Here is a 23284-nt window from a genome sequence, read left to right as displayed (position 1 = left end):
CTTGTCTATTCCTATGCTGCAGAAAGTCCGGGTCGGCGCATACATCATGCGTCAGCACTTCTCCGGCAACAAACGCTACCCGCTTGCCCTGATGCTGGAGCCGCTGTTCCGCTGCAATCTCGCCTGCAACGGCTGCGGCAAAATCGATTATCCGGACCCCATCCTGAACCAGCGTCTGTCGCTGGAAGAGTGCCTCGGCGCGGTCGACGAATGCGGCGCGCCCGTGGTGTCGATCGCCGGGGGCGAGCCGCTGCTGCACAAGGAAATGCCGCAGATCGTGAAGGGCATCATCGCGCGCAAGAAGTTCGTGTACCTGTGCACGAACGCGCTGCTGATGGAAAAAAAGATGGATGACTACGAGCCGAATCCGTACTTCGTCTGGTCGGTTCATCTCGACGGCGACAAGGAAGCGCACGATCACTCGGTGTCGCAGGAAGGCGTGTACGAAAAGGCCGTGGCCGCGATTCGCGAAGCCAAGCGCCGGGGCTTTCGCGTGAACATCAACTGCACGCTGTTCAACGACGCGGTGCCGGAACGCGTCGCTGCGTTTTTTGACACGCTGGGCCCGATGGGTGTGGACGGCATCACCGTTTCGCCGGGCTATGCGTACGAACGCGCGCCGGACCAGCAGCACTTCCTGAACCGCGACAAGACCAAGCATCTGTTCCGCGAAATTTTCAAGCGCGGCAACAATGGCAAGAACTGGTCGTTCAGCCAGTCAGACTTGTTTCTCGACTTCCTGGCCGGCAATCAGACGTATGAATGCACGCCGTGGGGCAACCCGGCGCGTACGGTGTTTGGCTGGCAAAAGCCGTGCTATCTGGTGGGCGAAGGTTATGTGAAGACCTTCAAGGAGTTGATGGAAACCACGGAGTGGGAAAAATACGGCACGGGCAACTACGAAAAGTGCGCCGACTGCATGGTGCACTGCGGCTTCGAAGCGACCGCCGTGATGGATACGGTTGCGCATCCGCTGAAGGCGTTGAGGGTGAGCCTGCGTGGTCCTAAGACCATGGGCGCTTTCACGAAGGACATTCCTTTGGGCAAGCAGCGCCCGGCTGAATACGTGTTCTCGCGTCACGTCGAAATCAAGCTCGACGAGATTCAGCGCAGCGGCAAGGGCAAGAAAGTGCAAACGGCTACCGCGCACTGATGAGTCAATGAGGCGGCCTCGCGCCGCCCCCGAGTGCGCCCGACAAAAAAGCGCGGTGGCCAGATGGCTACCGCGCTTTTCTTTTGCGACCTTGAATCAGTTGGCGTCAGGCGCCGCGCGCGTTATGCGCGGTCAGGAACTTGATCAGCCCGTCGATCCCGCCTTTGGCAATCTGATCGGCGAACTGGGTCTGATACACCTGGATCAGCCACGCGCCCATCATGTTGATGTCGTAGATCTTCCAGCCGGACGGGCCCTTGGTCAGCCGGTAGTCGATCGCATCGTCGCCGCCGTTGCTGATGACGTGCGACTGCACGACGACGTCCGTCGCGCCGGCCGGCACGTTCACCGGCTGGAATTTGAACTTCACGTCCTGGTCGCGCAGTTGCGAAAGCGACGCGGCATAAGTGCGCACCAGCAGCAGCGTAAACTGCTCGTACAGCTGCTTCTGCTGTTCAGGGGTGGCGCTCGCCCATGCCTTGCCGACCGCGATCCGCGTCGTGCGCTGGAAGTCGGTGGCTGGCACGAAGCGCGTCTGGACCAGACCGGTGATCTTCGCCATGTCGCCGCCGCGTGCCTGTGGGTCGGCCTTCATCGCGGCAACCGTGCCCTCGACGGCACTTTTTACGACCGCATCGGGCGCAGTTTGCGCGTAGGCCGCCGTGGACACCACGGCCGCCGCCAGAAAAGCAGACAGATAACGTTTCATACGTTCGTCAGGACCTGAGAAAAGTAAGCGCCGACAGGCTTGCGAGCCAAGGCGAAAGCAGGATAGACCAGTATACCGACAATGCGTTCCCGCCCCTGAAAGCTCTTGCGGGAGCCGTACTTGCTACCGAAGTCGGGCTAGAGCGCGCCGGCTCTGTATACTTGTGCACTTTCGTCAAAAACAACACCCGTGATAAGGCTACGTTCGCCTACATGCTGAAGTCATCTATTGTCCGTCTCGTCGCCTCTTCAGTGCGCCATCCGTACAGGATCATCGCACTGTCGCTCGTGCTCGCCGTTCTGAGCAGCTTCTATGTTGTGCATAACTTCAAGATCAACACGGACATCAGCCGTCTGATCGAAACCGACAAGCAATGGACGGCGCTCGAAAACGCGCTGAGTCAGGCCTTCCCCGATCGCGGCGACACCGTGCTCGTGGTGGTCGAAGCGCGTGCGCCGGAATTCGCCGACGCCGCCGCCAACGCGCTGACAACCGCGCTCAAAGCCGATACGAAGGAATTCGTCGCGGTGTCGCAGCCCGCCGGCGGCCCGTTCTTCGAACACAACGGCCTGCTGTTCCCGTCCACCGACGAGGTGATGTCCACCACCTCGCAACTCGTCCAGTCGCGCCCGCTCGTCAACGCCCTTGCCCACGATCCGAGCCTGACCGGCCTCGCCGGCACGCTCACCACGAGCCTGCTGTTGCCGCTCCAACTCGGTCAGGTAAAGCTCGCCGACATGAGCCACCTGCTATCGCAAAGCGCAAACACGCTCGATCTCGTGCTGGCCGGCAAGCCCGCGGCATTCTCGTGGCGCGCGCTGGTCGACAAAAGCGCCGCCACCGATCCAGCCCGCGCGTTCGTGATCGTGCAACCAGTCGTCAACTATGACGCGCTGCAACCGGGCGCGAGCGCATCGAAAGCGATCCGCGACACGGCCGCGTCGCTGCACCTCGACGCGCGCTACGGCGCGACGATCCGGCTGACCGGCGAACAGCCGCTCGCCGACGAAGAGTTCGCGTCAGTCCAGGACGGTGCGGTGCTCAACGGCATCGGCACGTTCATCGTCGTGCTGGTGATTCTGTGGCTCGCACTGCGCTCGGGCCGCATGATCGCCGCGGTGTTCATCACGCTGTTCGTCGGACTCACGATCACCGCGGCGCTCGGCCTGCTGATGGTTGGCGCACTCAACATGATTTCGGTCGCCTTCATGGTGCTGTTCATCGGCCTCGGGGTCGATTTCGGCGTGCAGTTCGGCGTCAAGTACCGCGAGGAGCGCAACCGCGACGACCGGCTGTCCGCCGCGCTGATGCACACCGCGCACAGCATCGGCGTGCCGCTGACGCTCGCGGCGGTGGCGGTCGCGCTGAGCTTCTTCTCGTTCCTGCCGACCGCCTATCGCGGCGTGTCGGAACTGGGGCAGATTGCCGGCGTCGGCATGTTCGTCGCGTACTTCACCAACATGACGCTGCTGCCGGCCCTGCTGAAAGTCTTCAATCCGCCGGGTGAAGCCGGCTCGCCGGGCTTCAAGCAACTCGCGCCGGTCGACGATTTCCTCGCCCATCACCGCCGCCCGGTACTGATCGGCACGCTGATCGTCGTGATCGGCGCGACGCCGCTGCTCACGCATTTGCGCTTCGATTTCAACCCGCTGCATCTGAAGGACCCGCATACAGAATCGATGGCGACGCTGCTGTCACTGAAGGATTCGCCGGAAGCCGCGGTCAACAACGTGCATGCGCTGGCGCCGTCGCTCGACGAGGCCGAGCGCATGGCCGGGCGGTTGCGCGCGTTGCCGGAAGTGGGCCGCGTGACTACGTTGAACACGTTCATCCCGACCGAGCAGCAGCAGAAGATGATGCTGATCGCGAGCGCCGCGCAGCAACTACTGCCCGCGCTGCAGCAGCAACCCGCGCAGCAGGCCACCGATGAGGTGCGTGTCGCCGCGCTCAAGCGCGCGGCGAACCAGCTCTCGCTCGCCGCCGAGGATCATCCCGGCCCGGGCGCGGCCGAAGCCCAGCATCTGTCGGCGACGCTGCAAAAACTCGCCGCCGCCGACACCGCCACACGCGAGCGCGCCGAAACCGCGATGTCGCAGACGCTGCGCATCGCGTTAAAGCAATTGGAAAACCTGCTGCAGCCGACCGAAATCACCCGTGAGAACCTTCCCAAGGCCATCTCCGCTGCCTGGGTGTCGAAGGACGGCCGCGCCCTCGTCGACATCGCGCCGAAGGTCAAACCCGGCACCGATCCCGGTGACGACGCGATGCTCGCCCGCTTCGCCCACGCAGTGAAGAAGGCGGAGCCGGGCGCGATCGGCGGGCCGATTTCGATCCTGCACTCGGCCGACACGATCATCAAGGCGTTCCTGCAAGCGGCCGGCTATGCGCTGCTGTCGATTGCCGTCCTGCTGTGGATCGCGCTGCGGCGGATCGGCGACGTGCTGCGCACGCTCGTGCCGCTGCTGGTCTCCGCGCTCGTCACGCTCGAACTGTGCGTGGTGTTCAGCATGCCGCTGAACTTTGCGAATATCATCGCACTGCCGCTGATGCTCGGCGTCGGCGTCGCTTTCAAGATCTACTTCGTGATGGCGTGGCGCAACGGCCAGACCGGCCTGCTGCAGTCGAGCCTGACCCACGCAGTGTTGTTCAGTGCGGCGACAACGGCGACCGCGTTTGGTAGCCTCTGGCTGTCGCACCATCCGGGAACGTCCAGCATGGGACGGCTGCTGGCGCTGTCGCTGTTCTGCACGCTGATCGGTGCCGTGGTGTTTCAACCTGTGCTCATGGGCAAGCCGCGCCAACGCCGCGCGAAGCAAAAAGGAATATAAGCATGATGCTGCGTAACACCGCGCTGGCGCTCGCCGCTACGGGTCTGATCTCCGGTTGTGCGACCGGGCCCGACCGCAAGCCCGGCGACCCGTTCGAACCGATGAACCGGGTCGTGTTCAATTTCAACGACGGGGTGGACCGCTATGTCGCCGTGCCCGTCGCGAAGGGTTATCAGAAGGTAACGCCGCAGCCCTTGCGCACGGCGGTCAGCAACTTCTTCTCGAACCTCGGCGATCTGACCAACGCCGCCAATGCTCTGCTGCAATTGAAGTTCACCGACGCGACGGAAGACATCATGCGCTTCGCGTTCAACTCGGTTTTTGGTATCGGCGGCCTGCTCGACTGGGCAACGCCCGCTGGTCTGCCCAAGCACCATCAGGACTTCGGCCTGACGCTCGGGCACTGGGGCATTCCGTCGGGTCCGTACTTGGTTTTGCCGCTGTTCGGGCCGAGCACCGTGCGTGACAGCATGGGCCTCATCGTCGATGTGAAGTTCAATCCGCTGAACTACATGGAACCGGCCGTGCGCAATCCGCTGTACGTGCTGCAGTTCGTGAGCGTGCGCTCCGATCTGCTAGGCGCAACCGATCTGCTGCAGCAAGCCGCGCTCGACAAATACTCGTTCGTGCGCGACGCGTACACGCAGCAGCGCCGCGCGCGTCTGCGCGGTACAAGCGACAACGCCACGCCGCTGCCGGACTACGACGACCAGGGCGACTCGGGCGCGGCAGCGCCCGCTGCCGGCGCACCGGTAGGCTTGCCGAACTACGCCGACCCCGGGGACGCAGCCGATGCCCCGAACGCGGCCTCCGGGGCCGCCACGGGCGCGCCGGCTGGCGTGCCCAACTACACCGATCCGGGCGACACTCCGGCCAGCGGCGCAGCGGGCGCAGAGTCGGCCGCGCCCGCGACGGCCCCTGCGCCTGCGTCCGCCTCACCGGCTCCGTCGCCTCAAGCCAGCCCGGCCGACGACAAACAGCCGGCTGCAGCGCCGGTCGCGCAATAACGCAAGAAAGATGAGAGGTGGGAAAAGCGCTGTCGAGGTACGAACGCGCTGCGGGCGCCCAGAACGGGCGTCCCGTAAGAACTAGCTAGAAGCTGGCCACACCACCGAACAGGAATGCCGTATCACCTCGGTATGCGGCGCAGCGGCCACCGCCGCGACTCCCGCCAACACCGGGCCATCAACTTCGCCTCAATGCAGGCTATCCGCCTCAACGCGCGCCGCCACTCGCTCGTCTTCAACGGCAACCGGAGCTTGCGGCACCTGCCGCGAACTTTCGCGATAGCTGGCAAACGCCTCTTCCGCGTAACGGATCTGCGTGCGCCCATGAGGCGCGGGCTCGCCCTTCTCGTCCAGATTGACGAACACCATCTTTTCGACGGTCAGAATGCTCTTACGCGTGATCTTGTTGCGCACTTCGCAACGAAGCGTGATCGACGTGCGGCCGAAATGCGTGGCGGTCATGCCAAGTTCGATGATGTCGCCCTGACGCGCGGAACTGACAAAATTGATCTCGGACATGAACTTGGTCACGACTCGCTGATTGTCGAGCTGCGTGATCGCGTAGATGGCTGCTTCTTCATCGATCCAGCGCAGCAGGCTGCCGCCGAACAGCGTCCCGTTGGGGTTCAGGTCTTCGGGCTTGACCCACTTTCTGGTATGGAAATTCATCTGGCACTCCGTGTGTGAGGCACCCAGTTCGTCGCCGCATAGGGGCGACCTAGGGTTAACACTGACATTGTACCAAGATAAGGGTTTTCCCTAGTATTTCAATAGCCGCTAAATTAATTGGCGAGCCAACGCATGGGGTGGCGCCGTCTTCAAACGACAGCGGCGATCCGCAACGCCCCTGCGTCGCCCATTGCCCGGCGCGCCTCCACCAGCGACGTCCGCGCCGCGCGGGCGTCGACGGCGACCTGAATCAGGCCGCCGAGCTGCGACGGCTGCCGCAGCAATTCCCGCAGAATTGGCCCGAGCGCCGTGCTGCCGTCATCGCGCAGACCCGCCGTCGCGGCGGAAGGCAGCGTGCGCCAGGCCGGATCGACGATCGCGCGGCACACGGCAAACGGCACACTGTGCGCGGCGGCCGTCGCGCCGGCGATATGCGATTCCATATCCACCGCCAACGCACCGCTCGAACGATGCAGCGCGCGCTTGTCGTCAGCCGATACCAACGGCGCGGCGACCGCTGCCATCAAACCACGCTGCAAACGCCCCGCGAGCGGCCCCGCCATCATCGCGGCGACGAGCCTGTCCGCCCATTGCCGGTCGGTTTCCTGCCGCCCAAAGGGTCCCTCGACCGCGTTCGCGACGATCAGCGAGCCCGGCTCCAGGTCCGGCGCCAGCCCCCCCGCCGTCCCGAAACTGACGATGCCCGAACAGCCGCGCGCGATCGCAGCGTTCAGCGCGCGCTCGAGCAGATCGGCGCGCGCCGCGTAGACCACTTCGACGCCCTCGCCGCGCGCGATCCGCGCTTCGAACGCCATGCCGGTCACCACGATCACGGGCAAGCTGCTGAGGTCGGCGCTGGCTGACGGCGTTGTCGAAAGCGGCATCCGTTACATCCCGACCGCGACGCGCGTCAGGCCGTTGCGCTTCAGATGCCGGAAACGCGCCAACGCCCACAGCGGGAAGAACTTGCGATAGCCGTGGTAACGCAAATAAAACACACGCGGAAAGCCGGTTGCGGTAAAGCGCGTTTCGTCCCACAGCCCATGCTCGCGCTGTTCGCGCTGCAAGTAATCGACGCCACGTGCGACCGCTTCGTGATTGACCTCGCCCGCCGCCATCAGACCCATCAGCGCCCACGCGGTCTGCGATGCCGTGCTTGGCGCGCGCTCATAGCCGCGATAGTCGAGCTTGTAGCTTTCGCCGCCCTCGCCCCAGCCGCCGTCCGGATTCTGGATCGACAGCAGCCATTGCGCCGCGCGTTTGATGCGCGGATCGTCGTGCGACATGCCGGCGGCGTTCAGTGAGCACAGCGCGGTCCACGTGCCATAGATGTAGTTCAGGCCCCACCGGCCGTACCAGCTGCCGTCCGACTCCTGCTCCTGCAACATGTAAGCGAACGCGCGTTGCGCCGGTTCGCTGTTCTGCGGCAATTCACCGAGTTGCGCGAGCATCGACAGACACCGGCCCGAGACGTCCGCAGTCGGCGGATCGAGCAATGCGCCGTGATCGGAGAACGGGATGTTGTTCAGGTAGTACTGAGTGTTCTCCGGCTCGAACGCACCCCAGCCGCCGTCGCTGCTCTGCATGCCGACCACCCATTCGCGTGCGCGCGCAATGGCCTGGCGATCGGCCGTCGATTGCGTGATTGCCGCCGAGCGCTGCATCGCCATCACGACCACCGCCGTATCGTCGACATCCGGGTAGTGCGCATTGTTGTACTGGAACGCCCAGCCGCCAGGCCGCACGTTCGGCCGGCGCGAGATCCAGTCGCCGCGCACGTCGAGAATCTGCAACGGACGCAGCCACGCGAGCCCGCGTTCGGCCGCCTGCTCGGCATGCGCTTCGCCGGTTTCGAGCAACGCGTGCGCAACGAGCGACGTGTCCCAGACGGGCGACAGACACGGCTGGCAATATGCTTCGTCATCCTTGATAACGAGCAGCTTCTCGATCGACTGGCGAGCGATCGCGCGATTCGGGTGATCGGCCGGGTAGCCGAGCACGTCGTACATCATCACCGAGTTCGCCATCGCGGGGAAAATCGCACCGAGGCCGTCTTCGCCGTTCAGCCGTTCGTCGACAAAGGCCAGCGCCGCACGCACCGCGCGCTCGCGGGTGGCCTTCGGGAACAGACCGTCGACCGTGCGCAGCAGCGCATCCACGCCGCGGAAAAAGCCGAACCAGCCGGCATGCTGATGCGGCGCCCGGTCGTTCATGCCCGTGTTGACCGGCGCGCCACGGAACACTTCGTCGATGCGCACCTTACGCGGATTGCGCGCGAGCGGGCGCTTCGCGTTGAGCACCAGCAGCGGCACGATGACCGTACGCGCCCAATACGACACCTTAGACAGATGGAACGGGAACCACATGGGCAGCAGCATGATCTCGACGGGCATCATCGGCACCGCGCGCCACGACACCACGCCGAACAGCGCGAGCAGAATCCGCGTGAAGACGTTGACGTTTTCCGCGCCGCCGTGCGCGAGAATCGCTTCGCGCGCGCGGACCATGTGTTCGGCGTCGGCCGGGTCGCCGATCATCTTCAACGCGAAGTACGCCTTCACGCTCGCGCTGATGTCGAGCGCGCCGTCGGTGAAGAGCGGCCAGCCGCCGTTGGGCAACTGAATGCGGCGCAGATAGCGCGCGATCTTCTGCTCGAGTTCGAGGTTCGGCGTTTCGCCGAGATAGTGAAGCAGCAACACGTATTCGGCGGGAATCGTCGCATCGGCTTCGAGTTCGTAGACCCAGTGGCCGTCCGGCTGTTGCGCGGCGAGGATCGCATCGGTCGCGCGCGTGATCGCGGCGTCGAGCGATGCGCTCGACGCCAGCGGCGCGTCGTTCGCTTGCGCGTCGACAGCCGGCGCGTCGGCCACATTCGGCACATTCAGCGCCGGGTCGGCGAGTTCGGGCAGGACGTCGTCCAGCGGTTGGGCTTGAGATAAATCGTTCATCGGCGTTCCATCGGTTCATTCAGCAACGTATCCGCGGCTTTCTGGCCGGAGCGGATCGCGCCTTCAATCGTCGCGGGCAGGCCGGTGGCCGTCCAGTCGCCCGCGAGCATCAGGTTGTTCCAGCGAGTGCGCGTGCCGGGACGCAGCGTTTCCTGGTCCGGCAGCGCGGCAAACGTTGCGCGTTTTTCCATCACGACCTGCCAGGCCGGCAGCGGCGTGGCGGGCAGATCGACGGCCCGCGCCACTTCGGCCCAGACGGTGCTCGCGAGCGTTTCGTGCGGCATGTCGAGCAGCCGCTCGGCCTCGTTGAGCGTGACCGACAGGCGCCCGTCAAACGCGAACAGCCATGCGGCCGTCGCGTTCAGCAGCGTGGTGATCGGCGGCAAACCGAACGGCGGCTCGACCGCAAAATGCACGTTGACGCTCGCCGTGAACCGGGTCGGCGCGCGCAGACCCGGCACGACGCCCGGCGCAATCTCCGGCGGCAGGGCAAGAATCAACGCGTGGTTCGCTTCGAGTGCGACGCTTTCGTCGGCGAAATTCAACGCCTGCACGCGAGCACCGTTGGCGCTGAAGACGATGTCAGTCAGCCGCGAGCCCAGCTTGATGGTCGCGCCGCCATGCTGCAGCAAACGCAACGCGGGATCGACGAACGCGCTGCCCAGACCGTTGCGCGCGATCAGCGGCCGGCATGCGAGGCCGCCGGCCAGCACCGTCTCGCGCACCATCGCACCGGTCAGTTCCGCCGATGCATCGCGCGGCTCCAGATTCAGCATCGCATGAAACAGCGGCCTCAGCAGACGGTCCCACAGCGGGCCGTTGCAGCGCATGGTCTGCGCGAGGTTGCGGCCCGGTTTGGCGAACAGCAGCGGCACGAGTGAAAGATAGTCGCCCGGACCCGTGTTCGGCACGCGCGCGTTCGGGTCGAAGATCCACCAGGGCACGTGTCCCGGCGACAAGCGCACGGTCCAGCGCGCCCACGTGGCGAGATCCATGAACGGAAACTCGGCTTGCGACGGGCCGACCAGTTCGTCGGCGGCACCGATCGCCCGCAAATAGTTGAGCGTCGCGGCATTGCCTGAGAGCACGACGTGATTACCGCTGTCGATGGTCGTGCCCAGCCGCGTGTCGTAGTACGAACGGCAACGGCCGCCCGCCTGGGGCGCCGCTTCATGCAACACGACTTGCGCGCCACGCCGCTGCAACTGCACCGCGGCGGCGAGACCCGCGAGGCCCGCACCGACCACATGTACGAGCTTCGGCATCAGTTCAGGAGAGCGCGTAACGCGCCACGATCCACAGCATGCGCAGCTTCGGCTTGCGGACCTTCGTACGCGGAATGTCGAAGCCGCGTTCCAGCGTGCGTTCGAGCAGCAGGCGATAGACACCCGACATGATGCGCGGCGCCTTCACCTGATTGCGCGGCTCGCGGTCCATGATGGCGTCGGACGCGGCGAAGTGTTGCTGCGCGCGTTCGGCGAGCGTGGCGCACACGCGTGGCAGCGACGGATCGTCCGCGATCTGCATGGGGTTCGTCACCGCGATGCCTTCGCGCGCCAGCAGTTCATGCGGCAGGTAGCACCGGTTGATACCGGCGTCTTCGTCGATATCGCGCAGGATGTTGGTCAATTGCAGCGCCCGGCCCAGATGGTGCGCGAGCAAAAGGCCGGGCGCTTCGTGCATCCCGAATATCCTCACCGAAAGACGGCCCGCCGCGCTGGCGACGCGGTCGCAGTAGAGGTCGAGCGTGGCTTCGTCGGGGGCGCAGATGTCGGCGGCCGCGTCCATCGCCATGCCGTCGATCATCGCGTGAAAATCTTCACGCTGCAGATGAAACGTGTGAATGTGACGCGTCAGCGCGCGCAGCGATGCGCGCGGCGCGCCGGCGTAGCACGCGTCGATGTCGGCGCGCCAGCCCTCGAGCGCGGCGGCGCGTTCGGCGCGCGGCATGTCGCTGTCGGCGCTGTCGGCGATATCGTCGACAGCGCGGCAGAAGGCGTAGACCTGATACATCGCATCGCGCTGTGCAGCCGGCAGGATGCGCATGGCGAGATAGAACGAGCTGCCGGACGTGGCGGCAGCGGCGTCGATTTCTGTATCGTCCACGACAAGATTGGAAACAGCCAAGACGATCTCCGCAGGAGGCGCCCGCTGAAAGGCGATCAAAGAGGTTTTATGCTTACCCGCAGGGCAGGTAGCCCGCGCGCGCGGACATGCGCGAAACAGCCGGCCGGGATGCCGGAAACGGCGAAAAGTATATCAACGTTTGCGATAGGCCGCAGTTTTGCCGGCGAATTAAGGGCGGGAAGGGCGGCGCTGGCGCCAGGCGCCCTCAGCCAAACGCCACCGAGCGGTTGCGCCCTTGCCGCTTCGCGCTATACAACGCCGCATCGGCCTCATTGATCAGCACGTCGTACGCCGGCACGCCCTGACGCGCCGCCGCGCCGCCGACGCTCGCGGTCACCGGCACGCTCGTGCCCAGCACTTCGACCGGCGTGTCGGCGATCACCGAGCGGATTTTGTCCGCGACGCGCATTGCGTCGTCGAGCGGGGTGCAGGGCAGCAGCAGCGCAAACTCCTCGCCGCCGAAACGCCCGAAGGTGTCCTGCGCCCGCACCACCTCGGCGACGCGCTGCGCCATCACGCGCAGCACCGTATCGCCGACGCCGTGGCCGAACTGATCGTTGATCTTCTTGAAGTGATCGAGATCGAACAGCAGCATCGACATGTCGCCGCCATAGCGCTGCCAGCGCGTGAATTCATCGCGCAGACGCGCTTCGAAGAAACGGCGGTTGGCGATGCCCGTCAGCCCGTCACGGTCCGCGTACTCCTGCAACTTGGCGACCGCCTCTTCACGCTCGCGCTGCACGATGCTCACGTGCGTGACGTCGGAGATCGTCACGCACACGGCGACCACTTCGCGATCGCGTGTGAGCGGCATGAACGTGCAGTCCTGCTGCATGAAATCGACCCCGCCGGTGATCGGGCGGTCATGGTCGAACCGGAACAGATACGGCCGCTGCTCCCACGAACTGAACGCAAAACTGCCGAGCTGAAACACGCTTTCGATCTTGCGCGACAACCACACGCGCGGCAGCTCCGGAAAGTGCGTGAACAACGACTTGCCGACCACCTGTTCCGGCGACAGACCACTGTGGTCCTGCATGAAGCGGTTCCACATGAGGACGTTCATGTCGCGGTCGAGCACGAAGATGCCAAAGCCCACACGTTCGACCACCAGGTCGCTCAACGAATCCACGGGTACGTTCATAGGCTGGACAACAGCGCGTCGAGCGCTCCGTTCATGTGGCGAATCGATTCTTCGGCCATCAGCATGACCAGGTGCGCGCGGAAGCTCTGATCCTCCAGCGCGAAATTCACTTCCACCAGCAGCGCGACCTGCCACTGCAGCACGCCGGGCTGAAAGACCTCGTCGAGCGTCATCGTTTCACCGAGCACACCCGGCGCGGAAAACACCGGCGTGCGGCCGAGCTGGTCGAGAATCGACGATACGCATGCGCCCGTCAGTACGTTGGCGACGTCGAGCATCAGTTCTTTCTGGCTCACCGCCTCGTAGCTCGACCGCGCATACGGATCGCTGACGAGCGAGCACAGCTGCGCGATGCTGTCGCTGCGGCAAATCACCAGCGCCTCGCCCTTGATGTCGGAGCGAAAGCCTTGCCGCACCGCGCTCACCGTGTCGTCGATCCCGGTCATCTCGCGCAGCGCCTCGGCCGCCTCGCTGAGCGCCACCATTCGCACGCGCGGCACGGACAATTCGATGAACGAATCGAGCAGCCGCGCGAGCCGCGTCGCCGCCTGGCCCATCGCCAGATTGGCGACCTCCTGCAGCGCGTCGCGCTGATCTTCGGTGAGGACTGGCTCAGACATACAACCCGTACTCCTTGAGGATGGGCAGTACCGCCTCGGGCGTCACGGGCTTGGCGATGAACGCGGCGGCGCCGAGCGCACGCACGCGCGCCTGAGCCATCGGTTGAACATCGGCGGACACGACGATCACGAAGGTGTTCAGATCCTCATGCTGCAACGCTTCGAGCACCTGGTAGCCGGTCATGTCCGGCATCGTCAGGTCGAGGAACATCACCGACGCCTTGCCCTCGCGATACAGACCGAGCGCCTCGCGCCCGTTCGATGCGTAGGACACGTCGACATCCCAGTCCGGCGGCAATGCCTTGGTGAGCACCTTGCGGGCAAGCAACGAATCGTCGGCGATCACAATGGGCAAGGGCATGGGCGGGTCGAAAAGCGAAATGATCTCTTACGCATAACGGCGCGTAGAGGCGGTTTCTTTAGCGCGAGGTCTGTCGCCGCGCGGCAAAGTGCGGTGAAGCCTGCGAAAACGCAGGTTGCGAGCGAGCGGGGAGCATGCGTGGCGACGCGCGGTTGGAGAATCCGGTCCGCCTGCATGAATGCGAGCGCGCACCGTGGACGACGGCAATGACCGGCATGTTCGAGCCTACCCCGTAGATCGATCTGTGCGGCTCGATGGATCAGGCTGCTCCCTTCGCCGCGCATGGCGCCGCGAACGCCTTGATCCACGATGCATGGTATGCACGGACTGGGTGCCCTCACGGCCTATACGTCCGAACATGGCAGACGAATGTTTATCGTGACGGGATTTTCGAAGCAAACTCGCTTAAAGGCAACTCACCAAAATCGCATACTGTGATGAGATATTCCTCGTTAAGCCTCTTTGTGAAAACGTTTATATAGAATGATGCGGCTTTGTCTTATATTCATACTTTTTGATACGTTTGCGCTTCCAGATTCGTCGCTGTTTAACCAGCAGACAAATAGGCCCGAACCCGGCGGCGCCCTTCTTCAACGGTAATGTGTGACGCCGCGCTATGTCTATGCTTCTGCTATGAAGCCGACTCTCCAGGTTTCCTGGACCCGAACGACTTTGGCATGATCGAAAAATGACACCAGACCCGTTCGACCCACTTCGCGCAGGCCGCCTTTCCCACCATTCCGCGAAGCCGCAGGAGGGCGCATCGTTCCCCGCCGTGCCCGAACAGAATTTCCACGTGCGCCGCATTACATTAATCGCGCTGCTGGTCGCGGCCATCCTGCTGCCGTGCGTGTATGTCGCTGCGATGGCGCTCAGCGATCTGCGCACGCGCGAGGCCGACGCCACCGACATGACGCTGCGCACGGTGCGCGTCGCCGAAGAGCACGCGCTGAAAGTGTTCGACATGAACGAGACGCTCGACGCGCGCATCATCGATCTGACCGAAGGTCTCGACGACGACGGCATCCGCGCCCGCGAAGCCGAGATTCACGAGAAACTCCGCACGATGGGCGGCGGCTATCCGCAGGTGGCCGCCGTGTCGATCTTCGGGGCCGAGGGGGCGCTGCTCGCGAGCAGCCGTTACTATCCGTCGCCGGTGCTGTCGATCGGCATGCGCGACGACTTCGTCGGCATTCGCGCCGGCAACGCGCGCGAGCACGTGTCGAAGGTGATGACGGGGCACGTTGCCGGCGAACAGGTGTTCAACATGGGCGTGGAGCGGCGCGCCGTCGACGGTTCGTTCGCCGGCGTGGTCTCGGTGGCGCTGCGGCCGAGCTACTTCGATGCGTTCTACCGCGAACTGCTCGGCGGCAACAGCAGCACGCCGATGATCATGAGTCTCGTCCGCACCGACGGCGCAGTTCTCGCACATTTTCCGCGCACGCCGCGCGAAGCCGCGGCCATGGCGTCCAATTCGCCGTTCGCCGAAGCCGTTGCGCAAGGGCGGCGGGCCGGCGTCGTGCGCATGCGCTCGAACGTCGACGGCGACACGCTGATCCTCGCCTTCCGGCATGTCGGCGCATATCCGGTGTACGTGCTGTGCGGCTACCGCACGTCGGCGATCTGGGCCGCGTGGTATCGGCACCTGAGCGTCCTGATCCTGTCGATGTTCACGCCGTCGATCGCCCTGTGGTGTGTGATCTGGCTGTCGCTGCGGCGCCTCGGCGCGGAGGAGGAAGCGTGGGAGCGCTGGCAGGCCGAAGCGTCGATGCGCCGGTCGATCGAATCGGCGTATCGCCAGTCGCGCAAGATGGAGGCGCTCGGCACGCTGGTCGGCAGCGTCGCGCACGACTTCAACAACCTGCTGATGATCCTCTCGTCGAACGTGCAGATCGTGCGGCGGCGCGGCGTAGAGGGCCTCGACCGCGAATTGTCGGCGATGGAGCGGGCGCTCAAGAGCGGCCAGTCGCTGACCCGGCAATTGCTCGGCGTCGCGCGCAAGCAGCCGCTGCGCACCGAGACGTTGTTGCTCGAACAATGGCTGCCGACGTGCCGCGAGTTGCTGCGCGCCTCGCTCGGCGCGAAGGTGTCGCTCGTGATCGATCCCGGCGCCGAGATTTGGCCGACGCGCGTCGACGTGGCGGAGCTCGAACTGGCGCTGATCAACGTTGCAGTGAACGCGCGCGACGCCATGCCCAATGGCGGGCGCTTCACCGTGCGGGCCACCAATATCGTGTTCCGTCACGAAGACGGTTTTCCGCTGACCGGCGACTTCGTGCAACTCTCGCTCGAAGATACCGGCGCCGGCATGGCGCCCGACGTGCTCGCCCGCGCCTTCGAACCGCTTTTCACGACCAAGCCGAAGGGCATGGGTACGGGCCTCGGCTTGCCGCAGGTTTTCGCGTTCTGCGAGAGCTCGGGCGGCCTCGCGGCGATCGACAGCGCGGTCGGCGCGGGCACGTCGGTGCGCCTCTATTTGCCGCGCGCCGCGGCCGAACCCGAGATCACGGTGCCGGCGGAAGCGGGCGCCGAGGAGAGCCGCGTTCCGCAAGGGTTGCGCATCCTGCTGGTCGAGGACAACGAGGAAGTGGCCGCCGGCACTGAAGCGCTGCTGCAGATGATGGGCCACCAGGTCACGTGCGTCTTCAACGCCGACACGGCGCTGCGTCTGTTCGACGATGCGCATGCACGGCGGGCGCGCACGGGCGAGCCGCTGCCGTTCGATCTCGTGCTGTCGGACATTCACATGCCCGGCAAGCTGAACGGCATCGATCTGGCCGAGGCGGTTCTGGCCTTCGACACCAAACTGCCGGTGATCCTCGTCACCGGTTACGCGGAGGAACTCGACCGGGCGCGGCGTGTGGACGTGCGGGTGTTGTCCAAGCCCTTCGATATCGGCTTGCTGGAAAAGCTGCTCGAAACGATCCAGCGTGATCTGGCGCAAACGGGCTCCGATCCGGCGGAGCACCCAGCGCAGCAGTAGAGGCAAGTCGCCTGATCGGCCCTGCGCGCCATTTACCGACAGTTGTAAAAGCGTGGCGGTGTACCGCCGGGCATTGACGCACGAATCCCGCGCCAACGGGCGCGCGGGCAGGCACTCGGGGTAGGCCGGGGCGCCGGGCTCGCCCCGGCATGATCGTTGCGGCTCGACGGAAGAAGCCGGTGGCTTGCTCCAGCGCCGCCCTCTCCGCCTAAATACGTCGGGAGACAGCCATGCAACATACCGTGATTGGGTTATTCGACACCTACATGCAAGCGGAAAGCGCTCGCGACACGCTCGTGCAGACCGGTTTCGCTCGCGAAGCCATCGAGTTGCAGGCGAACCCGGAACCGTCGGTCGGCTCGGCAACCGACGAAGTCGCGGGTGCCGGCATGCTGGCCAATATCGAGCGCTTCCTGTCGAGCCTGTTCTCCACCGGCTCGCGCGCCCCGGATGCGGCGCGCTACGCCGAAGCCGTTCGTCGCGGCGCCGTGCTGGTGTGCGTCAACGCAACGAGCGAGTCGCATGCCGAACTCGCCCGCAGCACGCTCGCGAGACTGGGCGCAACCGACATCGGCGAACGTCTGCCGGATTGGGAAACGCAAACTTCAAGCGCACGCGAGCATTCGGTGCTCGACGAACTGGGCATCGGCGCCGTGACACCGGGCGCGCCGCAGACATCGAGCACGGCGTCTGCCGCCACGACGACCACGCCAGGCGCGAGCGCGCGGCCGGCCGCTACTCCCGATCCCCTGTACACGGCACCCCCGGGAAGCACGGACGCCGAGCCCTTCGTGCCGCCGCCACTCAGCGAGCGGCCCGCCGTCGATCCGGTAAATGAGCCGGTTCGCGATCCCCTGGTCGGTGACGCGGGACGCAGCGCAATCGCAGCGGGTTCGATGCCGGGCTCAGGGGCGGTCATGCAGCCCTCGGAGGTCGTCTCCGAAGCGGGGCAACCGACCGCTGGTCTGGGCGGCCAGATGCCGAACGAATATCTGGAATACGAAGAAGATTTCCGTGCGCACTACGACGAGCAATACGCGTCTGAAAATGCGCGTTACGAAGACTACGTGCCGGCGTATCGCTACGGCGCGGAAATCGGCAGCGACGCGCGGTTTCATGACCGTCCGTGGGACGACATCGAGCCGGAGGCCCGGCGTCACTGGGAGACGACGTCTGCGGACAGTACCTGGGAGCGTTTCAAGCTGGCGGTGCGTCACGGATGGGAACGGGTGACCGGGCATCACCATGTTTGAAAGTTGCGGCGGCGGCTGGTTTGGCGATGGCAACCGCCGCCTTGCTCGCGTTGGATCCGGTATGGCGAAGTGGCGAGGTATGGCGCTCGCCACGCACGAATTCGTCAGGCCGCCGCGTGCCGCTTGACCCACGCGACGTAACGGTCGACGAAAGTCTGGAGGAACTTGCGCGTGCCGTCGTTCAGGATGTCGCCTTTTTCGTTGATGACCGCGGCGTCGTGCTTGATAAACACCTCGGGCTGCCCCAATGTCGCGACGTCGAGATACGCAAGCACGTTGCGCAAATGTTGTTGCGCGAGCGCCGTGCCGGTCGCGCCGAGCGACGTGCCGATCACCGCGCCGGGCTTGTTACCCCATGAGTTCGTGCCCCACGGACGCGAGCCCCAATCAAGCGCGTTCTTCAGCACACCGGGGATGGAGCGATTGTATTCAGGGGTGACGAACAGCAGGCCGTCGGCGGCTTCGACACGCTGCTTCAACTGTTTGCCGGCTTCGGGATAATCGGCGTCATACTCCTGGCTGTAGAGCGGCAACGAGCCGATGTCGATGAACTCGAAGGTGAAATCGGCCGGCGCGAGAGAAATCACGGCTTGCGCGAGTTGCCGATTGAACGAGTCCGGGCGTAGGCTGCCGACGACGACTGCAATGTGATAGGCCATGGTTCGCTTCCTTGATTGGCGCTTTATGCGCAGAAAGGTACGGACTGTCCATCATAGGCAATAGACGGGCAGTTGTGGACGAAGATGCTTGCGGATGCGCCTGTTGCGTCGGCGCCGGGACGCGGCGCGGAATGTGAGCGGTGGATAACCCCACCACCCGCAAAGTTATCCACAGAAACGCTGAATAACCTTGTGGATAACTGGTATTTTTGCCTTGTCAATCAAGCATACCTTCGGTACTGGATGATTTGAGGCAGATGCGTGGTCAGAATGTAACGGCAGGTGGTGGGTCGGTTGCGACGTGTCGGATCTGGCAAAAATGACTGGCGAACCCGGTAAGCGAAACGCGGCGACGGGTGAGTCTCACGACGGTCGCGCGTGGACGCCCGGCTGTCACGCGCGCATACGCTTTTTTGCTTCCGCTATAGCGGGAATGCACTTCTGGAGGAAATAGTCATGAGTCTGAACTACGCAGGCAAGTCCCACGACGAAGCGGTTGCGGCTCGCAAGGACGAAAAGCAGCGAGCGCAGGAGCAACCTGGCGGCGAGATGGCCGTCGATGGTACGCAAGCGGACAAGGTGCATAGCAGTGGTGAGCTATCCGAGCGCGGCAAGGAAGTGTGGCGTAAGGGTAGTGGGATGGATGGCGGCGGAAAGATCTAGCCGCTGTTCGCGGGGCGGGGCGCATCGGTGGGGGCAGTCGGGCGAAGAGCCGCTTGAGTGTGTGGCGTTTCGCCGGCTCGGGGCGGCTTGTTAAGCGCGAGATGAGGTGAGCGTTGACATCGCCTTGAGAGTGCCCAGCCATTTGCGACGCCGCATAATTTGACCTGAATGCAAAGAGGGCGCCCTATTTGGCGCCCTTTTTCTGTCTTCACAAATCTGCTCGTCAACGAACGCCCTCCGGAAAGAGGCCGTCGCGTCCATCAGCTGATTAGTTGCCGAAAAACACGTTGCAGTACGATGCCGGGCCGTTGCACTGTGCCGGAGCGGCAGCGTGAGCTGCACCCGAAGCCGCTGCAAACAAAGCAACGGAAGCGATCAGGGCGGAAAGAATGCGTTTCATGGTGCTACTCCTCATCAGCGTTGGTCGCGATCTGGTGCGATCGATGGCTGAAGGATAGCGATTCTGTAGCCGCCTAAAAACACTGAAGACAGGAAGACATTTTTTCAGTTTTTGAAATAATTTGAAAGTAGTTTCTGCGCAGATTTGGCGGTGCATAGAGCAGGCAGGCCGACATGTGGGTCGTGCCCTAAATTGTGCGCAAAGCCGGCTTGTTTTCAATTCACGCAATAATGTTTTTCTGACTCTGCGGGCGCCGAGGAAGTAGGGAGAGGGCGCACAGCAGCAATGATCGATCGCGTCAACGGCCTGGCAGCAGCCAACACCGCCGCGCCAAGCCTAGCGCTCGCCGGGAGGCGTGTCCCTATACCGCTCGAAAAACCGCGCATGCGACGCTTCATCGAGCGCACCAACATGCGGTTCGATACTCGCCGGATGTTTCTCCAGCTGCGCGCGCGTGCGAATCGGCCGATGCTGGAAATTGCCACCGCAGTTCGGACACACGTTGCGCAGCCGGGTCAGCGCGCAGACTTCGCAAAACGTACATTCGTACGTGCAGATCATGGCATCGGACGCGTTTGGGGGCAGCGACTTGCCGCATCCTTCGCACGACGGCCTCAGTTCGAGCATGGCAGTGGCTCCGCTTTTCGGGGCGCAAGGCACGGGGGTGCGCCTCGCTTGCCGGCAAGTGTAAGCGGCCGGGGCCGCCCGGAAAAGCTGCCGGGCCTCCGCGTCGGCACGTACCCGCCCGCGCGGCCCGATCCCCTCGTCATGTCAACGCGGTCCACAATACGAGCGTCAGCGCGAGGCCGACGACCGAGACGATCGTCTGCAATACCGACCACACCAGCACCGTCTGTTTCAATTGCAGACCGAAGTATTCGCGCACCATCCAGAAACCCGCGTCGTTCACGTGGCAGAAGAACACCGAGCCCGCGCCGATCGCGAGCGCCATTAGCGAGTTGTGCGTCGCGCTCAAGCCGGCGACGACCGGCGCGACGATACCCGCCGTGGTGGTGGTGGCGACGGTCGCCGAGCCGGTGGCCTGGCGCAGCGCGACGGCGATCAGCCAGGCCAGCAGAATCAGCGGCATGTGCGCGCCGACCGCGATCTTCCCGATCGTCGTGCTGATGCCCGCCACGACGAGCGCCTGCTTCAGGCCGCCGCCGGCGCCAATAGTCAACAGCAGCGCGGCGATCGGCGGCAGGCTTTTACGCAAAATGCCGCCGACGCGCTCACGCGCCATTCCGCGCGACCAACCGAGCGCCACCACCGCGAACAGCACGGTGAGGCCCAGCGCAATCAGCGGCTCACCCAGAAAATTCAGCGTGTCGAAAAGGAGCGTTTCGGGCTGAAGCAACAGCTTCGCAATGGTGCGGCCGAGCATCAGCACGACGGGCAACAAAATCGTAATCAGCGAAATGGCGAAACCCGGCGGCTCGGCGGTGCTTTGCTGCGTGCTGAAGAGCTTACCCATTTCTTCCGGCTCGGCGACATGCATTCGCCCTGACAGGAAGATCCCGTAGAGCGGCCCCGCGAGAATCACCGCAGGAATTGCGACGATCAGGCCGAGGCCGAGCGTCAGACCGAGATCGGCATGCAACGCGCTGACGGCGATCAGCGGACCCGGATGCGGCGGCAGCAGTGCATGCAACGTGGTCATGCCGGCCAGCGCGGGAATCGCGATGCGCAGGATCGGCTGCTGCGAGCGGCGCGCCATGACGAAGATGATCGGCACCATCATCACGAGGCCGACTTCGAAGAAGAGCGGCAAGCCGATGATCAGCGCGACCACGGCCATCATCCACGGCAATGTGCGCGGGGTGGAGTGTTTGAGAATGGTCGACACGAGCCGGTCGGCAGCGCCTGATTCGGCCATCAGCGCACCGAGCATCGCTCCTAGCGCAATGATGATGCCGACGTCGCCGAGCAACGCGCCCGCGCCTTTGCTGAATGCGCTCGCGACCGCTTCGAGCGGCAAGCCGGCGGCAAAACCCGCCGCAAACGTGCCAACCAGAATCGACAGAAACGGCGCGAGCTTCAGCACGCTTATGAAAACGATGATGAGTGCGAGCCCCAGCGCACACGACAAAATGAGTTGAGTGTCGTGGGATGCCCACGGGGTAAGTGTTGTCGTCGGATGCACGATGGTCCTTTTAGTCAATGACGCAGCCGCGGTTTTGCGCGAGTGGCAAATTGTAGCGGCCGGTGACGACCCAGCGCAGCGAGGCCGACGAGCACGGTCTACGTACGTCGCTCGCTTGCGTAATTTGCTTATGCAAATTTATCGGTTCGTCCAGGCTGGCAGACGAATTATCGTCGGTGCCAATCGACCCGTTTTGCGGCCGTCTTTTTAATGGGCCTTCCATGTCAGGTCATTCGCATCTCACGCGCCGCGCGTTTCTTGCCGGCGTAGGCGCTTCGCTCGCCGCCGCCACGTTGCCAGTCGTTTCCAGGTCCGCTTTCGCCGCCGATACTCAGACGAAGGAATTTCGCATCGGCTATCAGAAGGCCGCCAACACGCTGGTGTTGTTGAAGTCGCACGGCACGCTGGAAAAGCGGCTCGCACCGCAAGGCATCACCGTCAAATGGACCGAGTTTCCAGCCGGCCCGCAATTGCTCGAAGGGCTGAATGTCGGTGCAATCGACTTCGGGTATGTCGGCGAGGCGCCGCCGGTGTTCGCGCAGGCCGCGGGGGCGAACTTCGTCTACACCGCTTATGAAATTCCGACGCCGCACGCCGAAGGCATCCTCGTGCATCAGGATGCGCCGATCAAAACATTGGCCGATTTGAAAGGCAAAAAGATCGCGTTGAATAAAGGCTCGGACGTGCACTGGTTTCTGGTCGCCGCGTTGCAGAAAAACGGCGTGAAGTACAGCGAGATTCAGCCCGTCTACCTCGCGCCCGCCGATGCACGGGCGGCCTTTGAACGTGGCGCCATCGACGCATGGGCCATCTGGGACCCGTTCCTCGAAGCGGCAAAAGGGCAGACGAACGCGCGCCTGCTCGCGGATGCCGAAGGTATCGTGAGCCACCATCAGTTCTTCCTGAGCGCGCGGCCGTTTGCGCAGCAAAACAGCGCGGTGCTCGCGATCATGATGGACGAGGTCGCCAAAGAGGGGACGTGGGTGCGTGGTCACTACGCAGAGGCCGCCGCTCAACTCGCGCCGATTCAAGGGCTCGACGCCAGTGTGATCGAAGCGGGCTTGCGCCACTACGCGCATATCTACGAGCCCATCGATGCAGGCGTGCTGGCGGAACAGCAACGCATCGCGGACACGTTCAGCGAGCTGCGACTCATTCCGACGAAGATTGTCACGAAAGACGCGGCATTGCCGGGGAAAGGCTAGTTTGTTTTCGGGGTTGGGCGCGGACGTGCGGCGGCTTTTGACTCTCGACGCGGCTATATCGCGCGAGCCGGCTTTCTTTCGACGCTCAAGCGAATAGCGCAGCGACGTTTTCCGGCGGGCGACCGATCACGGCTCGCCCGTTTCGGACGACGATCGGCCGCTGCAAAAGGACGGGGTGCGCCGCCAATGCTTCGTATAACTTAGCGTCAGTCAGGGTGGTGCGGGCGAGTTGCAGTTCTTTGTATTCGGCTTCCGTGTCGCGGATCATCTCGCGGACCGCGCAGCCTAGTTGTGCGTTGAGTTGTTTGAGTTGAGCGACGGTGAGCGGATGTTTCAGATACTCGATGACTTCGGTTGCTTCGTTCGTGCTGTTGTAGGTGCTGGTGATGAGTTCGCAGGTGGCGCGCGATTT

21 protein-coding genes are annotated in these 23284 nt (G+C 64.0%); 7 read left to right on the top strand and 14 right to left on the bottom strand.

The features are described 5' to 3' along the window. Position 1 precedes the first annotated feature (1 nt). Positions 2–1153, top strand: coding sequence for an adenosyl-hopene transferase HpnH (hpnH, locus tag CIC12_RS06360; protein ID WP_168663213.1), 1152 nt, complete (start codon positions 2–4; stop codon positions 1151–1153). 106 nt (positions 1154–1259) lie between these two features. Here hpnH and CIC12_RS06355 read toward each other — a convergent pair whose 3' ends face one another. Beyond that, positions 1260–1862: an MlaC/ttg2D family ABC transporter substrate-binding protein gene (locus CIC12_RS06355; RefSeq protein WP_168663211.1), complete on the bottom strand. Its 603-nt coding sequence runs from the start codon at positions 1860–1862 to the stop codon at positions 1260–1262. Between the two features lie 212 nt (positions 1863–2074). Between CIC12_RS06355 and hpnN the strand changes: the two genes are divergently transcribed. Both hpnN and CIC12_RS06345 read left to right on the top strand, forming a co-directional pair. After that, complete coding sequence (hpnN, locus tag CIC12_RS06350) at positions 2075–4690, top strand: hopanoid transporter HpnN (protein ID WP_168663209.1); 2616 nt, start codon at positions 2075–2077, stop codon at positions 4688–4690. 2 nt (positions 4691–4692) lie between these two features. Beyond that, the gene (locus CIC12_RS06345; RefSeq protein ID WP_168663207.1) at positions 4693–5697 is read left to right on the top strand and encodes an MlaA family lipoprotein; all 1005 of its coding nucleotides are present in this window, start codon (positions 4693–4695) and stop codon (positions 5695–5697) included. 189 nt (positions 5698–5886) lie between these two features. On the opposite strand, the gene CIC12_RS06340 is transcribed toward CIC12_RS06345, so the two are convergent. The 8 genes from CIC12_RS06340 to CIC12_RS06305 form a co-directional block, all read right to left on the bottom strand. Further along, positions 5887–6366 (bottom strand): acyl-CoA thioesterase, encoded by a 480-nt coding sequence (locus CIC12_RS06340; RefSeq protein WP_168663205.1) that lies wholly within the window; start codon positions 6364–6366, stop codon positions 5887–5889. Positions 6367–6515: 149 nt separating this feature from the next. Continuing rightward, positions 6516–7250: a phosphorylase gene (locus CIC12_RS06335; RefSeq protein WP_168663203.1), complete on the bottom strand. Its 735-nt coding sequence runs from the start codon at positions 7248–7250 to the stop codon at positions 6516–6518. A 3-nt stretch (positions 7251–7253) separates the two neighbouring features. Further along, positions 7254–9314 carry a squalene--hopene cyclase gene (gene shc / locus CIC12_RS06330; RefSeq protein ID WP_168663202.1) on the bottom strand — a complete coding sequence of 687 codons (2061 nt, stop codon included), beginning with the start codon at positions 9312–9314 and terminating at the stop codon, positions 7254–7256. Continuing rightward, the gene (hpnE, locus tag CIC12_RS06325) at positions 9311–10579 is read right to left on the bottom strand and encodes a hydroxysqualene dehydroxylase HpnE (RefSeq protein WP_168663200.1); all 1269 of its coding nucleotides are present in this window, start codon (positions 10577–10579) and stop codon (positions 9311–9313) included. The genes shc and hpnE overlap by 4 nt, the downstream gene beginning before the upstream one ends. A gap of 4 nt (positions 10580–10583) precedes the next feature. Next, on the bottom strand, positions 10584–11441 hold the full coding sequence (hpnD, locus tag CIC12_RS06320) for a presqualene diphosphate synthase HpnD (protein ID WP_168663198.1): 858 nt from the start codon (positions 11439–11441) through the stop codon (positions 10584–10586). 205 nt (positions 11442–11646) lie between these two features. Further along, positions 11647–12585: a sensor domain-containing diguanylate cyclase gene (locus tag CIC12_RS06315; RefSeq protein ID WP_168663196.1), complete on the bottom strand. Its 939-nt coding sequence runs from the start codon at positions 12583–12585 to the stop codon at positions 11647–11649. Further along, complete coding sequence (locus CIC12_RS06310) at positions 12582–13205, bottom strand: chemotaxis protein CheC (RefSeq protein WP_168663193.1); 624 nt, start codon at positions 13203–13205, stop codon at positions 12582–12584. Before CIC12_RS06310 ends, CIC12_RS06315 begins: the two co-directional genes overlap by 4 nt. After that, entirely contained in the window at positions 13198–13566 is a 369-nt protein-coding gene (locus tag CIC12_RS06305) for a response regulator (protein ID WP_168663191.1), read from the bottom strand. The genes CIC12_RS06310 and CIC12_RS06305 overlap by 8 nt, the downstream gene beginning before the upstream one ends. Before the next feature lie 688 nt (positions 13567–14254). On the opposite strand from CIC12_RS06305, the gene CIC12_RS06300 reads away from it, so the two are divergent. After that, positions 14255–16549 carry a hybrid sensor histidine kinase/response regulator gene (locus CIC12_RS06300; RefSeq protein ID WP_168663189.1) on the top strand — a complete coding sequence of 765 codons (2295 nt, stop codon included), beginning with the start codon at positions 14255–14257 and terminating at the stop codon, positions 16547–16549. A gap of 230 nt (positions 16550–16779) precedes the next feature. Next, positions 16780–17802 carry a hypothetical protein gene (locus tag CIC12_RS06295; protein ID WP_168663187.1) on the top strand — a complete coding sequence of 341 codons (1023 nt, stop codon included), beginning with the start codon at positions 16780–16782 and terminating at the stop codon, positions 17800–17802. A 104-nt stretch (positions 17803–17906) separates the two neighbouring features. Here CIC12_RS06295 and CIC12_RS06290 read toward each other — a convergent pair whose 3' ends face one another. Continuing rightward, on the bottom strand, positions 17907–18461 hold the full coding sequence (locus CIC12_RS06290) for an NADPH-dependent FMN reductase (protein WP_168663185.1): 555 nt from the start codon (positions 18459–18461) through the stop codon (positions 17907–17909). Between the two features lie 456 nt (positions 18462–18917). On the opposite strand from CIC12_RS06290, the gene CIC12_RS06285 reads away from it, so the two are divergent. Then, on the top strand, positions 18918–19124 hold the full coding sequence (locus CIC12_RS06285; protein ID WP_168663184.1) for a hypothetical protein: 207 nt from the start codon (positions 18918–18920) through the stop codon (positions 19122–19124). A 268-nt stretch (positions 19125–19392) separates the two neighbouring features. On the opposite strand, the gene CIC12_RS33595 is transcribed toward CIC12_RS06285, so the two are convergent. The 3 genes from CIC12_RS33595 to CIC12_RS06275 all read right to left on the bottom strand — a co-directional run bounded on the left by CIC12_RS33595 (position 19393) and on the right by CIC12_RS06275 (position 21667). Then, positions 19393–19524, bottom strand: a complete 132-nt coding sequence (locus tag CIC12_RS33595) for a hypothetical protein (protein ID WP_257030615.1) — start codon at positions 19522–19524, stop codon at positions 19393–19395. Positions 19525–19860: 336 nt separating this feature from the next. Continuing rightward, complete coding sequence (locus tag CIC12_RS06280) at positions 19861–20151, bottom strand: DUF1272 domain-containing protein (RefSeq protein ID WP_168663182.1); 291 nt, start codon at positions 20149–20151, stop codon at positions 19861–19863. Between the two features lie 139 nt (positions 20152–20290). Next, complete coding sequence (locus CIC12_RS06275) at positions 20291–21667, bottom strand: GntT/GntP/DsdX family permease (RefSeq protein WP_168663180.1); 1377 nt, start codon at positions 21665–21667, stop codon at positions 20291–20293. Between the two features lie 221 nt (positions 21668–21888). Between CIC12_RS06275 and CIC12_RS06270 the strand changes: the two genes are divergently transcribed. Continuing rightward, entirely contained in the window at positions 21889–22872 is a 984-nt protein-coding gene (locus tag CIC12_RS06270) for a sulfonate ABC transporter substrate-binding protein (RefSeq protein WP_168663178.1), read from the top strand. Positions 22873–22957: 85 nt separating this feature from the next. On the opposite strand, the gene CIC12_RS06265 is transcribed toward CIC12_RS06270, so the two are convergent. Then, the coding region (locus CIC12_RS06265) for an arsenate reductase family protein (protein ID WP_168663176.1) at positions 22958–23284 on the bottom strand (327 nt) is incomplete at its 5' end.

Source organism: Paraburkholderia sp. SG-MS1 (assembly GCF_012275575.1).
Lineage (GTDB): Bacteria > Pseudomonadota > Gammaproteobacteria > Burkholderiales > Burkholderiaceae > Paraburkholderia.
This window is presented reverse-complemented; position numbering and strand designations above follow the sequence as displayed.

Coding starts and splice junctions, on each gene's coding strand:
- CIC12_RS06335 (WP_168663203.1), bottom strand. CDS start 7,250: ATGCCGCTTTCGACAACGCCGTCAGCCAGCGCCGACCTCAGCAGCTTG.
- CIC12_RS06340 (WP_168663205.1), bottom strand. CDS start 6,366: ATGAATTTCCATACCAGAAAGTGGGTCAAGCCCGAAGACCTGAACCCC.
- CIC12_RS06270 (WP_168663178.1), top strand. CDS start 21,889: ATGTCAGGTCATTCGCATCTCACGCGCCGCGCGTTTCTTGCCGGCGTA.
- CIC12_RS06315 (WP_168663196.1), bottom strand. CDS start 12,585: ATGAACGTACCCGTGGATTCGTTGAGCGACCTGGTGGTCGAACGTGTG.
- CIC12_RS06345 (WP_168663207.1), top strand. CDS start 4,693: ATGATGCTGCGTAACACCGCGCTGGCGCTCGCCGCTACGGGTCTGATC.
- CIC12_RS06355 (WP_168663211.1), bottom strand. CDS start 1,862: ATGAAACGTTATCTGTCTGCTTTTCTGGCGGCGGCCGTGGTGTCCACG.
- CIC12_RS06295 (WP_168663187.1), top strand. CDS start 16,780: ATGCAACATACCGTGATTGGGTTATTCGACACCTACATGCAAGCGGAA.
- shc (WP_168663202.1), bottom strand. CDS start 9,314: ATGAACGATTTATCTCAAGCCCAACCGCTGGACGACGTCCTGCCCGAA.
- CIC12_RS06290 (WP_168663185.1), bottom strand. CDS start 18,461: ATGGCCTATCACATTGCAGTCGTCGTCGGCAGCCTACGCCCGGACTCG.
- CIC12_RS06280 (WP_168663182.1), bottom strand. CDS start 20,151: ATGCTCGAACTGAGGCCGTCGTGCGAAGGATGCGGCAAGTCGCTGCCC.
- hpnE (WP_168663200.1), bottom strand. CDS start 10,579: ATGCCGAAGCTCGTACATGTGGTCGGTGCGGGCCTCGCGGGTCTCGCC.
- hpnN (WP_168663209.1), top strand. CDS start 2,075: ATGCTGAAGTCATCTATTGTCCGTCTCGTCGCCTCTTCAGTGCGCCAT.
- CIC12_RS06300 (WP_168663189.1), top strand. CDS start 14,255: ATGACACCAGACCCGTTCGACCCACTTCGCGCAGGCCGCCTTTCCCAC.
- CIC12_RS06310 (WP_168663193.1), bottom strand. CDS start 13,205: ATGTCTGAGCCAGTCCTCACCGAAGATCAGCGCGACGCGCTGCAGGAG.
- CIC12_RS06305 (WP_168663191.1), bottom strand. CDS start 13,566: ATGCCCTTGCCCATTGTGATCGCCGACGATTCGTTGCTTGCCCGCAAG.
- CIC12_RS06285 (WP_168663184.1), top strand. CDS start 18,918: ATGAGTCTGAACTACGCAGGCAAGTCCCACGACGAAGCGGTTGCGGCT.
- CIC12_RS33595 (WP_257030615.1), bottom strand. CDS start 19,524: ATGAAACGCATTCTTTCCGCCCTGATCGCTTCCGTTGCTTTGTTTGCA.